Below are 12,632 nucleotides of genomic sequence, written 5' to 3'. Positions count from 1 at the left end.
GCCGTGCCTGCCTGCAACATGCCGCATGACGTGCCCCGGGCGCGGGACGAAGGTATGGGTCAGCAAGCCTGAACCCCACGCACTGCCAGCATGCAGACAGCGTGACCCCGATGCGGGCTTTGTTCGAAAGATGCCGAGGGTTTTGAGTCGCCCGATTGTTCATCGCAGCGCAGGTACACTTCACCGCTATGTGCGAAGGCCGCTCGGCGATGGGCTTCACCCAGCCACGCAGTCGATGGGCGCGATGTCATGCCCAGCACGAACAGCACGATGGCGATGATGATGCCCGCCCAGAACAGGAACTTGGCGATCCCCATCGCCGCGCCGGCCATGCATGCGAAGCCAGCCGCCGCGCCGGACGCGACCTTATCCGCTGTCGATGTCGATTGACGATGGGTGTACGGCGTCCTCGGCGGCCGCGCTGGCGGGCGGATGCCGAAGCGGACTCAATGCCGGACCAGGGCAGCATCAGGTCGAAGATGCACGCCGCTGCATCGTTCGCCTCGGCGGTGAACGATGCGACATCGCCCCTATGAGCGTCGGATCGTCGCCGCTCTGCCAAAGGCATCGATCCTCGGCCATCGTGCGGCTGGCGACCGCTGCCCAAGCGCGCAGACACCGCACGCGTGGCCGACGAATGTGAGCGACATGTGTGCAACGCAGGCCGCCAGTGGGCAACGCTCACGGCCTGCTCGCTGGGGCATGCGGAGTCTGGGGCCTCCCAACCCACATGGAATGCGTTCATGAAAACGATCAACGTCATCACTCTGGTGCTTCTTATCGTCGGCGGATTGAACTGGGGGCTGGTCGGCCTATTCCAGTTCGATCTTGTCGCCGCACTGTTCGGCGGACCGGACGCGCTGCTGTCGCGTGTGGTCTACACGCTGGTCGGCATCTCTGCGTTGTGGCAGCTGGTTCCGCTGTTCCGCAACGACCATGGCGCCAACGTTCACCACACCAGCCCGCACGTGCGCAACAACCCGTAAGCGCACAGCTGAAGCAGGCATGCGCGTGACAGCACGACGCCGGCGCATTGCGCCGGCGTCCTGCTGTGCGTACGTGCACGTTGTGTCCAGGCGCTTTGCGTCCAGGCGCGTGGTCGGCAAGAATCGGGGACCCCTCCCGCTGGCTGCCTTCATGCTTCTGCGCACTGTTGCTTCCGCCTGCCTGCTTGCCCTGGTGTTACCCGCTGCCGCCAACGCCGCCTATCGCAGCCCGCAGCAGATTCTGGATGCCTCGCCGGCCAGCGCGTGGCGCGTGCTCGACCCCGAGCGCACGCTGTACCTGGAGCTGGATGGCGGACGGGTGCTCATCGAGCTGGCGCCGCAGTTTGCGCCAGCGCACGTGGGCAACATCCGCACGCTGGCGCACGAGCGCTTCTGGGACGGGCTCAGCATCTACCGTTCGCAGGACAACTTTGTGGTGCAGTTCGGCGACCCGGATGGCGAGACGCCGGCCAAGGCCAAGTCGCTGGGCTCTGCGAAGACGCACCTGCCGGCGGAATTCGAACGCCCGTCGCAGGGCCTGGATTTCCAGCGCCTGCCCGACAGCGATGGCTGGGCAGCGCAGGTGGGCTTTGTCGACGGCTTCCCGGTCGGGCGCGACAGCGCCAGCGGCAAGACCTGGCTGGCGCATTGCTACGGCACCCTGGGCGCCGGCCGCAACAATGACGAAGACAGCAGCATCGGCGCCGAGCTGTATGTGGTCACCGGGCAATCGCCGCGCCAGCTGGACCGCAACATCACCGTGGTCGGCCGCGTGGTCAAGGGCATGGAGTTGCTCAGCGTGATCCCGCGCGGCCCGGACCCGATGGGTTTCTACGAAGACCCCACGCAGCGCTCGCCGATCCGCGCCATTCGCCTGGCCAGCGAGGTGCCCATGCCCGAACGCACGCCACTGCAGTTGCTGCGCACCGACAGCCAGACCTTCCGCGATGTGGCCGAAGCGCGCCGCAATCGCAAGGACGATTTCTACAAGCGCCCGGCCGGGCATATCGATCTGTGCAATGTGCCGTTGCCGGTGCGGACGCCGCCGGCTGGCTAGTTCGGGATTGGGGATTGGGGATTCGTAAAAGCGGGCGCGCTGGCTTAGCGGGCGCGCTGGCTGAAGGCGACGCTGCCCAGGATCAGCACCGCGGCCACCAGCATGGTCCAGGTCAGCGGCTCGCCCAGCAGCGACCATGCCAGCAGTGCGCCGAACACCGGCACCAGATAGGTCACCGTGGAGGCGCGCGCGGGGCCGATGCGCTGGATCAGGCGGTAATACATCAGGAACGCCAATCCGGTGCACACCACGCCCAGCGCGGTGGCGCAGGCCCAGGCCACTGCCGGCACCGGCGTGGTCGGCCACTGCAACCAGGCCAGCGGTGCCAGCAGCAGCGCGCTGCAACCCAGCGTGGACGCTGCCGATGCGGCCGGCGGCAAATCGCCCATATGGCGCTTCACCAGGTTGTAGCCGATGCCGTACAGCAGCGACGCGGTGGCGCCCGCCAGTGCCGCCGGCCCCACGCTCAACCCGGCCGACTTGCCGGTGGCCAGCACCAGCACGCCGATGAAACCGGTCAGCAAGGCCAGCGCGCGACGCGTGCCGATCTTCTCGCCGAAGAACAGGAAGGCGATCAATGCGGTGAACAGCACCGTCATCGCATTGCAGATCGCGCCGATCGCGGCCGGCGCATGTTGCGCGCCCCAGGCGAACAGCAGGAACGGCAACGCGGAGTTGAGCACGCCGATCGCCGCCAGCATCGGCCAGCGACGCAGCGGGAAGCGTTCGCGCGCCAGCCACAGGAACGGCAACAGCACCAATGCACCGAGCGCCAGGCGGATTTCCACCAGCGCCACTGTGCCGAACCTGGGTGCGGCCACGCGCATGAACAGGAACGAGCAACCCCAGACGATGCCGAGAAACCCCAACTCCAGCGGGGTGCGCCATTCGCGCGCCGCAACCGCTGGTTGCGTCGCCGGTTGCGCGCTCATGGCCGCACCTGCGCACGCTGCCGTGATGTGCTGAAACCGCAAGAGACAACATCAGGCAGGCAGACGGACATGGCACGATCATCGCGATGGGGTACTGCAGCATCGGTTGCAACCGCAGGCGCGACAAGCGCGTAGTATCGAGGCGAGCCACAAATCTCACTCATGCCTCGATGAACCTGCGCCCCACCCTGCTGCCCGCGCTGGGCGTGTTCGCCGCCGCCGCGCGCCACCAGAACTTCGCGCATGCCGCCGAAGAACTGCATCTGACCGCCAGCGCGGTCAGCCACCATGTGCGCAAGCTCGAAGCGCTGCTTGGCGTGACCCTGTTCCAGCGCCTGCCGCGCGGGGTCAAGCTCACCGCCGAGGGCCGCCAGCTGGCCGACGCCGCCACCGCTGCATTGGCCGAGATCGCCTCTGTGGCCGGCAACCTGCACCCGCGCGAAGATGCCATCCCGCTGCGCGTGACCACCTTGCGCTCGCTGTCGTACTGCTGGCTGTTGCCGCGGCTGCCGCGCTTCTGTCGCGCGCATCCGCATATCCGCATGGATCTGCAATCGGACGCGGCGTTTTCGCGCTTCGAAGAAGGCGGCCCGGATCTCGGCATCCGCTATGGCCAGGGCGCCTGGCCCGGGTTGACCTCGCATCATCTGATGGACGACGAGCTGTTTCCGGTGGCCTCGCCGTCACTGCCAGAGGTCGCTGCGCTACGCACGCCGGCGCAGATCGCGCAGTTGCCACTGCTCACCGACATGTCGCCGCAGGGCTGGCGCGACTGGTTCCGTGCCGCCCAGGTGCGCGGCACCACGCTGCCGCCGATGCACACCTTCAACGACAGCACCGACGCAATGCGCGCTGCCGTCTATGGCCTGGGCGCGGTCCTGGCGCGCAAGCACATCGCTCAACCGTACCTGCAGCGTTACGAGCTGGTACGCCTGCCCGGCCCCACCCTCAAGGCACGCTACGCCTACTACATCGTGCACCCCAGCCACCGCGTCCCCGGCCCTGCGGCAATGGCGTTTATCGATTGGCTCAAGCGTGAGGCGCTGGACGAGCGCACCCCGATGCCGGCACTGCCGGCGGAGCTGGTGGCGTTGCCGGCAAGCGAGACGTCGAGTACGCCGCGCACGCATCGACGATCGCGCAAAACGTCGGCAACGGAATGAGGTTGCGCAGCAATCGTCCTTGCCCCCCTGCGCGAGCATTACCTCTGCGTTTCTGCCTCCGGGACATCGCCCCTTCACGGAGAGAAGGTGGCCGAAGAGATAGCAGCGAAGCCTGGAGCGGCTGCTCCTTCTTCCTCCGGGAGAAGTGCCCCCGATGCGGCGGATGAGGGTATGAGCGAAGCCTTGGCGCAGTTTGAGTGCAAGTGTGGCTTCGCCTCGTACCCTCAGCCCTCTCCTGCGGGAGAGGGGCTTTTTGGTTACTCCGGGAGATTTGAAGACGCGCGCGTCAGTGGCGCGCAAGCGTTGCCTTAGTCACCCCACAGGAAAGGGGCTTATCGCGAGCGGCAAAAGCGCTCGATGGCTTACCTACTCGATGGAGCAGCCAACGCGCACCATCACCTCGTTTTGTCCTGTCGGTGCCTAGGCTTTAGCTCCCCAATCCCCAGGACACGCCCATGCCTACCCTTCGCATGCGTATCACCGGCACCGACGACGACGCGCGTGCCATCGCCAACCTGCTGCAGAGCATCGAAGGCATCGAGCACGTGGAAGAAGTCGACGACCTGATGCCGCACCTGGACGACGACGATTCCAGCTCGGCCGGCCTGTCCGACGACGAAGGTCCGGGCAGCCACGAGTTCGAAGTGGAAGCCGGCAACGATGCCACTGCGCAAAAGGTGCGCGACGCCGTGCAGGAACTGGCCCTGCAGCTGGACGTGTTTGTCGAGTACGAATTCGACGAAGGCTGAGCCGGCTCCGTACCGACTGCGCTGCGCTTGCGCGCAGTCGGTGTCTGGAGATGTTGCACACCACGCGCTATACCGCGATCGCGTGCAAGCAGCGCAACCAGGATCGACGCGCTACCGCGCAACGCGTCGAGTAACTACCTGACGTAAGCGCCCTTTCCAAAACATGCGCAGCTAATACGGCATCGCCGACCAGCTATGCAGTCGATCACGACATCCGGCGCCGCCGCGCACGCCAGCGCCATGCCTGCAGCAGCAGCCAGCCGACGAGCAACCCCAGCACCAGCACCGGCAGCAGCGCCGCCACTGCGCGGATCACGAAGGCCACGCTGGATGCGAAGACCTGGCCGAATTCGGCTGCCGCCTCGGCAATCTCGCCCCTGCCCTGCTCGCCTCCGGTGCCGCGGAAATTCAGCGTCAGCAACTGCGTGCGCACGCGCCGTTGCTGCTGCGCGGCGTCCTGCTGGGTCTGCTGCGCTTCGGCCTCGATCTCGGCAAGCCGCTTGGACAGGGCCAGCAGATCGGTCACGGCCAGGTCGCGGCGTTGCTGCAGTTCGAGCAGGCGGGCATGTTCCTTTTGCAGGCGCGCCTGCGCCAGCCCGGTATCGGCGATCTGCTGCGCCAGATCCTCGGCACGCGTGCTGCGCGCGGCGACATCGCCATGCTGGCCGGCCAGTTGCACCATCGGCTCGATGCCGTCCGGAGCTAACCGCACGCTGACGCTGCCGCTGGGGTCGCGCCCACCGGTTTGTTCCACCGCCAGCAGCGCGCAGTCGCCGAACTGCGCCGACTGGCAGGCGGTGCGTACTGCGGCGATGCGTTGATCGATCTGATCGGCCGGCAGTTCGATGCGTACATCGTGCTCATACGCCAGCGCATTGCCTTGCGCGGCGGGCGGTGCCGGTGCCGGCGCCGGCGCGCCGCCGTCTGCCGCCATCTCGCCCGGCGGCCTGGCACATCCGCTCAGCGCCCAGCCCAGCAACAAGCCGACCGCGTACCACTGCATCCGGCGCCTCATCGGCTGGCTCCATCGGCCGCGTGCATGCTCTGCACGGCCAGACCCGGCGCGGATATACCGCGCAGCTTGACCGCCACACTGGCCTCGGCGGCCCTGCACCGCGCGCCCGTGCTGGAGCGCGCACTGCCGCGCTGCGGGAAGTGGTGGTGATTGGCATGCTGCCGGTTGAAGCGATGGATTCCCGGCATCTCGGGCGCCACCTGCAGGCGCAATGGCGCGCGCATGCCGGGCCGCAGCAGGCCGCCACGGCGACGGCATGACGCACACGTGCGCTCGTACGCCTCGGGGTTCGGTGCATCGGTGTCCGGGTCGAACGCGATGCGTCCGCAATGACAGCTGTGGGCGTCGTGCATGGTGATCCTCCTTGAAAGCGGCCACTCTAAACCAATGGCGGATGCGGACAAGCGCGCACATGCCTATGCTGGCGGATTGCTTCCATCGGAATCCACCATGCGTCAACGTCTGCTTGTCCTCGCCCTGCTCGCCGGCCTGAGCGCCTGCCAGCAGCAGCCCGAATCGCCGCGCGCCGGCAGCCCCGATGCCGCGACGCAGGCTGCGCAGACGCCGGATGCGCGCTTTACAGCGCTGTCCAAGCGCGCGCTCGACACCTGGATGCAGCTGTCGCCGGTCACCGCTACTCAGACCGGCGATCACCGTTTCGATACGCAGATCGACGATCTGAGCAGCGCCGGGCGCCAGCGCAGCCTGGAGGCCGGCAAGAAGCTATTGAGTGAGCTGGATGCCATCGAGGTGGCCAAGCTGTCGCGCGAGAACCAGGTCGATGCGGCCATTTTGCGCAACCAGCTGCAATCGGAAATCTGGAACACCGAGGTGCTGCAGAGCTGGGCCTGGGACCCGCAGGTCTACAACGGCCTGGCCGGCAGCGCGCTGTATGGCCTGATGGCGCGCGACTTCGCGCCGCTGTCCGAGCGCCTGAGCTCCGCCACGCAGCGCATGGAGAAGATTCCCGGCATCTTTGCGCAGGCGCGCGCCAACCTGGACCCGGCCCGCGTGCCGAAGATCCATGCCGAAACGGTGGCAAAGCAGAACAAGGGCATCCTCAGCATCGTCGATACCTTCATCGCGCCCAACATCGGCCAGCTCGGCCCGATCGAGGCGGCCCGCGCGCAGGCCGCCATCGACGATCTGCGCAAGGCCGTGGCCGAGCAGCAGACCTGGCTGGATACCGTGCTGGTGCCCAATGCCAAGGGCGATTTCCGCGTCGGTGCGCAGATCTACGACCAGAAGCTGAAATTCGCGCTGCTGTCCTCGCTGTCGCGCGCCGAGATCAAGCAGCGCGCCGAGTCCGAGCTCAAGCGCGTCCGCAGCGAGATGTACGGCATTGCCCGCACGGTGCTCAAGGACAAGCCCGGCGCACCCAGACTGCCCGAGACGCCCAACGACGACCAGCAGCAGGCCGCGATCGAGGCGGCGCTGGAACTGGCCTATGCCGACAAGCCGGCACGCGACAAGGTGGTCGACGACGCCAAGGCCGCACTGGCGCAGTCCACCGAGTTCGTGCGCCAGAAGGATCTGATGACGCTGCCTGATTCGCCGGTGGACATCATCCTGATGCCGGAATTCCAGCGCGGCGTGGCGGTGGCGTACTGCGATTCGCCCGGCCCGCTCGACAAGAATCTCAAGACCTTCTATGCGGTCTCGCCGATTCCCGACGACTGGAACGACAAACAGGTCGATTCGTTCCTGCGCGAATACAACAGCCGCATGATCCACCTGCTCAGCATCCACGAAGGCACCCCGGGCCATTACCTGGAAGGCTGGCATTCGGCCAAGTTCCCCTCCACGCTGCGCGCGGTGCTGCGCTCGGGCATGTTCGCCGAAGGCTGGGCGGTATACACCGAACGCATGATGCAGGAACAGGGCTATCTGGATAACGACCCGCTGTTCCACCTGGTGCAGCTCAAGTTCTACCTGCGCACCATCGCCAACGCCATCCTCGATCAGGGCGTGCATGTGGATGGCTGGGAACGCGACAAGGCGATGCACCTGATGACCCACGACACCTTCCAGCAGGAAAGCGAAGCGGCGGGCAAGTGGGTGCGTGCGCAGCTGTCGTCCGCGCAGCTGCCGACCTACTTCGTCGGCGTGCAGGAACATCTGGACACGCGCAAGGCGGCGCAGGACAAGCTGGGCAAGGACTTCAACCTGAAGGCGTACCACGACCAGATGCTGTCCTACGGCGCCCCGCCGGTGCGCTTTGCGCGCGAGTTGATGCTGGACCAGCCGATCGAGTGATTGATCCTTCTCCCGAGGGGAGAACAAGTGACCCTTCTCCCCTCGGGAGAAGGTGCCCCGCAGGGGCGGATGAGGGTGCGGGCGAAGCCTGGCGTGGCCCAGCTAGCGAGTGGCTTTGCCCCGGACCCTCACCCCAACCCCCGCTCCGCGCCCCGGCCCGCGCTTGCGGCGCGGGCGCTCCAAGGCACGCGCGCCAGTGGCGCGCAAGCCGTGCCTTGGCGCCCCGGCAGGAGAGGGGCGTGTTGCTGCGGTGGTTGCACGTGTGCGCAACCCGCGAAAGCCTCTCACCCATCCGCCGCAACAAACCCGCCGGTCTGCCGCGCCCACAGGCGTGCATACAGCCCGCCCTGCGCGATCAGTTGCGCATGCGTGCCGGTCTCGACGATGCGTCCGGCATCCATCACCACCAGCCGGTCCATGCGCGCGATGGTGGAAAGGCGGTGCGCAATCGCAATCACCGTCTTGTTGCCCATCAACGCGTCCAGGCTGTCCTGGATCGCCGCTTCCACTTCCGAGTCCAGCGCCGAGGTGGCCTCGTCCAGGATCAGGATCGGCGCATCCTTCAGCAGCACGCGCGCAATGGCGATGCGCTGCCGTTGACCGCCCGACAGCTTGACCCCGCGTTCGCCCACATAGGCATCGAATCCGCGCCGGCCTTCGCCATCGACCAGCGTGTCGATGAAGCCTTCCGCGCGCGCCTTGCGTACCGCTTCCAGCATCTGCGCGTCGCTGGCCTGCGGCTTGCCATACAGCAGGTTGTCGCGGATCGAACGATGCAGGAGCGAGGTGTCCTGGGTGACCAGGCCGATCTGCCCGCGCAGGCTTTCCTGGGTAACCTGGGCGATGTCCTGCCCGTCGATGAGGATGCGCCCCTGCTCCAGGTCGTACAGCCGCAGCAGCACGTTGACCAGGGTCGACTTGCCCGCGCCCGACGGCCCGACCAGGCCGATCTTCTCGCCGGCACGCACCTGCAGGTCCAGCCCGGCGATCACCCCGCCGCGCTTGCCGTAATGGAAATGGATGTGCTCGAACTGCACCTGGCCGTGTGTCACCTGCAGCGGCACGGCGTCGGGCGCGTCCTGCACCAGCACCGGCTGCGAGATGGTCTGCATGCCGTCCTGCACGCTGCCGATGTCTTCGAAGATGCCGTTGACCGTCCACATGATCCAGCCGGACATGTTGTGGATGCGGATCACCAGGCCGGTGGCCAGCGTGATCGCGCCCACGCTGATCTGCCCGCGGCTCCACAGCCACAACGCCAGCCCGCAGGTGCCCACGATCAGGAAGCCATTGGCCACTGCGATGGCGGTATCCATTGTGGTGGTCACGCGCGTCTGCCCACGATGCTTCACCGCCAGCTCGTCGATCGCATCGCGCACATAGGCCTGTTCGCGGCCGGCATGGGCGAACAGCTTGAGCGTGGAGATATTGGTGTAGCCGTCGACGATGCGCCCGGTGGCCTTGGAGCGTGCATCCGATGCGATCCATGCGCGCGCCTTCATGCGCGGCACGAAGAACGCCATCAGCGCGACATACACCACCAGCCAGATCAGCAGCGGCAGCATCAGCCAGGGGTCGGCCTGCGCAAACAGCCACAGCGCGCTGCCGGTATAGACCACGATGTACCAGAGCGCATCGACCATCTGCACTGCCGATTCGCGCAGCGAGGTCCCGGTCTGCATCACCCGGTTGGCGATCCGGCCGGCGAAATCGTTGTTGAAGAAGCCCAGGCTCTGTCGTACCACGTAGTTGTGCATCAGCCAGCGCGAGCGGTTGCTCAGGCCCGGCACGATCGCCTGGTTGACCAGCAGATTGTGCAGCCCGGTGAACAGCGGGCGCGCCACCAGCGTGATCGCCGCCATCCAGAGCAATTCACCGGCATGACGGCGGAAGAAGTCCGCTCCCGGTCGCTCGGCCAGCATGTCGACGATGCGCCCGAGGAAGTCGAACATCGCCACTTCCACCAGGGCCAGCAGCAGCCCGGCGATCAGCGTGGCCAGCAGGATCGGCCATAACGGCCGCAGATAATGCAGATAGAACCGCCAGACGCTGCGCGGCGGCATTTCCCGCTCGATTGGCGGGAAGACATCGATCAGGGATTCGAACCAGCGGAACATCGCAGACACTTTCGGGAAAAACCGGGAGATCAGGCTAGCTGATCGCGCGTCAAGCTGCAGTGGCGCTGGCGTCGGGCTGCTGCAGCATCACCTGCACGGCAGGCTGCGATGCGCGCGACAGGCAACCGGATCGATTTCGCTTACCCAAGCCATGCATGGCCTGGGCGTCACTGCAGGTCATGCGGCATCGGTCGCGCTTACTCGCGGACACGTGCGAGCAGGCGGTTGACTTCGACCAGATCGAAATAGCCCGGATCGAAGCGCCCGCCCAGGGTGGCCAGCTCCTGCACATGTTGCGCATGCTCCGGGTCGGCGATGATCCGCAGCAAGGCCTGGTAGCTGTCGATTCCTTCGCTGCTCTCCGGCGGGCAGGCATTGGCGCCGTCCACGCAACGGGCCGCGCGCAGGCTCGCGTCCGGCGGCAGGATCGCCTCGACCTGGACGCGGTGCTGCCAACCCGCGCCGGCACCGTAGAAATAGTCGAACCGCTCCAGCTCGCCCACCGCGCTTTCGATGCTGACCCGGGCAGCATGCTTGAGCCGTGGCCGCTCCGGCACATCCAGCCCGGACTCGCCGTAGCGGCCGCCGCCCAGGTCGAATTCGTACGGATGCGCGCCGCTCCAGCCCATCACCGGTTGCAACACGCGATGCAGCGTGGCCAGGCGCAGCGCTCCGGCCACCAGCACGCGGCGCCAGATCAACGGCGCGCTATCCACCAGCGAAACATGCAGCTGATACACCGGCGCAGGCGCGGGCACCACCTGTTGTGCAACTTTCTTCTTGGCTTTGCTCATCGGGTCTTGGCTACCTGTTTGCGCTGCAAGTATGCAGCGATGCGCCACTGGCTGCATCGCTGCGCACCCGACGCCGCCGAGTTGCGCGTTGCCAAGGCCAATGACGCATGCGAGCGCGCGTGGGTGGGAAACGCGCCTTCGGCATCTCGCAGCGTGGCGTGGCGAGCATCAAAATAATCGTGCAGCCCCATCGCTACCTAATCGTGACGCGATGGTAGTCCGCATATCAGCGACAAAACGAGCCAGCGGCCTCAACGCTGCTGCAGGCTCGGCACCGCAGCGGTCACGTCGGCATGGCGACGCATGATCCAGTTGAACAGCGGCGTGGCCATCAGCGTGGAGAGGATCGCCATCAGCACCAGCACCGAGAACAGACCTTGTTCGATCACACCGGCCTGCAACCCGATGTTGATGATGATCAGTTCCATCAAACCGCGTGCATTCATCAGCGAGCCGATCGCCATCGCATCGCGGTTGTTCTCGCCGGTGATGCGTGCGGCGGCCCAGCAGGCCAGTCCCTTGCCGATGAACGATGCGGCCAGAATCGCCACGCCGGCCAGCATGATCTGCGGCTGCAGCAATACGCTCAGCTGCGTCTTCAAGCCGGAATAGGTGAAGAACATCGGCAGCAGGAACACCACCACGAACGGCTGCATCATCTCGCGCAATTTTTCGGTCAACGCGCCCCTGGGCAGGCAGACGCCGAGCAGGAAGCCGCCGAAGACTGCATGGATGCCGATCGCATCCATCGCCCAGGCGCTGAGGCAGAACAGCATCAGGATGATCGCCAACACGCCATTGCCCAGCGGTTGGTCCTGCACCACGTAACGCTCGAGACGACGCAGCAGATGCCGGCCGACAAAGATCATGAACGCCGCATACGCAACGCCGCCGCCGATGGCCAGATAGGCGCTGCCCCAGCTGCCGCCGAAGCTGGCCAGCACCACGGCAAGAATGCACCACGCCGCCGCATCGTCGAACGCACCTGCAGTGAGTGCCAGCGTGCCCAACGGGCTATTGGTCAGCCCGCGCTCGTGGATGATGCGCGCCAGCATCGGGAAGGCGGTAATGGCGATGGCCGCGCCCAGGAACAGCGAGGCCTCCATCAACTTGGCTTTTTCCGAGAACAAGCCCTCCACGTTGATCAGCCACGGACACATCGCAAAGGCCAATGCGAACGGCACTGCGATCCCGGCCAGCGACACGCTCATCGCACTGCGATAGCGTGCGCGGAAATGATCGCTGCGGAAGTCGGTACCGACCAGGAACATGTACAGGCCCACGCCGAACTGGGCCAGCACATACAGCACGTCCAGCGTCTGCTTGGGAAACAGCGCCGCCTGCACATCCGGCAGCACCATGCCGAACAGCGACGGACCCAACGCCACGCCGGCAATCATCTCGCCCACCACCTGCGGCTGCCCCACCCGCTTGGCCAGCAATCCCACCAGACGACAGATCAGCAGGATCACCGCAGCCTGCAAGAAGAAATACACCGACATCTGCGGAGTGGTCATGCGTTGGGCAACATCCCTGAGAAGTGCGCGGATCATAACGAGCCAT

At 66.2% G+C, this 12,632-nt stretch carries 12 protein-coding genes; 5 read left to right on the top strand and 7 right to left on the bottom strand.

Going from position 1 to position 12,632, the window contains the following annotated elements; genetic code table 11:
* Window positions 1-59: 59 nt before the first annotated feature.
* Window positions 60-332 carry a DUF1328 domain-containing protein gene (locus XARJCFBP2528_RS22670; RefSeq protein WP_080591437.1) on the bottom strand — a complete coding sequence of 91 codons (273 nt, stop codon included), beginning with the start codon at window positions 330-332 and terminating at the stop codon, window positions 60-62.
* A 411-nt stretch (window positions 333-743) separates the two neighbouring features.
* Between XARJCFBP2528_RS22670 and XARJCFBP2528_RS14580 the strand changes: the two genes are divergently transcribed.
* Together XARJCFBP2528_RS14580 and XARJCFBP2528_RS14575 are read left to right on the top strand one after the other, a co-directional pair.
* Window positions 744-986 carry a DUF378 domain-containing protein gene (locus XARJCFBP2528_RS14580; RefSeq protein ID WP_016904981.1) on the top strand — a complete coding sequence of 81 codons (243 nt, stop codon included), beginning with the start codon at window positions 744-746 and terminating at the stop codon, window positions 984-986.
* Window positions 987-1,137: 151 nt separating this feature from the next.
* Window positions 1,138-2,043 (top strand): peptidylprolyl isomerase, encoded by a 906-nt coding sequence (locus XARJCFBP2528_RS14575; RefSeq protein WP_039512209.1) that lies wholly within the window; start codon window positions 1,138-1,140, stop codon window positions 2,041-2,043.
* Window positions 2,044-2,087: 44 nt separating this feature from the next.
* Here the strand turns inward: XARJCFBP2528_RS14575 and XARJCFBP2528_RS14570 are convergent, their stop codons facing one another.
* A complete protein-coding gene (locus tag XARJCFBP2528_RS14570) occupies window positions 2,088-2,975 on the bottom strand; it encodes a DMT family transporter (protein ID WP_016905078.1) in 888 nt (295 codons plus the stop codon).
* Window positions 2,976-3,145: 170 nt separating this feature from the next.
* Between XARJCFBP2528_RS14570 and XARJCFBP2528_RS14565 the strand changes: the two genes are divergently transcribed.
* Together XARJCFBP2528_RS14565 and XARJCFBP2528_RS14560 are read left to right on the top strand one after the other, a co-directional pair.
* A complete protein-coding gene (locus XARJCFBP2528_RS14565; protein WP_039512210.1) occupies window positions 3,146-4,138 on the top strand; it encodes a LysR substrate-binding domain-containing protein in 993 nt (330 codons plus the stop codon).
* A gap of 455 nt (window positions 4,139-4,593) precedes the next feature.
* Window positions 4,594-4,887, top strand: a complete 294-nt coding sequence (locus XARJCFBP2528_RS14560) for a hypothetical protein (RefSeq protein ID WP_005994696.1) — start codon at window positions 4,594-4,596, stop codon at window positions 4,885-4,887.
* A gap of 205 nt (window positions 4,888-5,092) precedes the next feature.
* On the opposite strand, the gene XARJCFBP2528_RS14555 is transcribed toward XARJCFBP2528_RS14560, so the two are convergent.
* Window positions 5,093-5,902 carry a DUF4349 domain-containing protein gene (locus XARJCFBP2528_RS14555; protein ID WP_026064921.1) on the bottom strand — a complete coding sequence of 270 codons (810 nt, stop codon included), beginning with the start codon at window positions 5,900-5,902 and terminating at the stop codon, window positions 5,093-5,095.
* Complete coding sequence (locus XARJCFBP2528_RS14550) at window positions 5,899-6,255, bottom strand: hypothetical protein (RefSeq protein WP_016904940.1); 357 nt, start codon at window positions 6,253-6,255, stop codon at window positions 5,899-5,901. The genes XARJCFBP2528_RS14555 and XARJCFBP2528_RS14550 overlap by 4 nt, the downstream gene beginning before the upstream one ends.
* Window positions 6,256-6,352: 97 nt before the next feature.
* Between XARJCFBP2528_RS14550 and XARJCFBP2528_RS14545 the strand changes: the two genes are divergently transcribed.
* A complete protein-coding gene (locus XARJCFBP2528_RS14545) occupies window positions 6,353-8,158 on the top strand; it encodes a DUF885 domain-containing protein (RefSeq protein WP_026064919.1) in 1,806 nt (601 codons plus the stop codon).
* 284 nt (window positions 8,159-8,442) lie between these two features.
* On the opposite strand, the gene XARJCFBP2528_RS14540 is transcribed toward XARJCFBP2528_RS14545, so the two are convergent.
* The 3 genes from XARJCFBP2528_RS14540 to XARJCFBP2528_RS14525 form a co-directional block, all read right to left on the bottom strand.
* Window positions 8,443-10,275 carry an ABC transporter ATP-binding protein gene (locus XARJCFBP2528_RS14540; RefSeq protein ID WP_039813007.1) on the bottom strand — a complete coding sequence of 611 codons (1,833 nt, stop codon included), beginning with the start codon at window positions 10,273-10,275 and terminating at the stop codon, window positions 8,443-8,445.
* A 197-nt stretch (window positions 10,276-10,472) separates the two neighbouring features.
* Window positions 10,473-11,069: a plasmid pRiA4b ORF-3 family protein gene (locus XARJCFBP2528_RS14535; RefSeq protein WP_016903973.1), complete on the bottom strand. Its 597-nt coding sequence runs from the start codon at window positions 11,067-11,069 to the stop codon at window positions 10,473-10,475.
* A 251-nt stretch (window positions 11,070-11,320) separates the two neighbouring features.
* Window positions 11,321-12,586: a cation:proton antiporter gene (locus tag XARJCFBP2528_RS14525; RefSeq protein ID WP_016903971.1), complete on the bottom strand. Its 1,266-nt coding sequence runs from the start codon at window positions 12,584-12,586 to the stop codon at window positions 11,321-11,323.
* Window positions 12,587-12,632 lie beyond the last annotated feature (46 nt).

It is taken from the genome of Xanthomonas arboricola pv. juglandis (assembly GCF_001013475.1).
Classification (GTDB): domain Bacteria; phylum Pseudomonadota; class Gammaproteobacteria; order Xanthomonadales; family Xanthomonadaceae; genus Xanthomonas; species Xanthomonas arboricola.
This window is presented reverse-complemented; position numbering and strand designations above follow the sequence as displayed.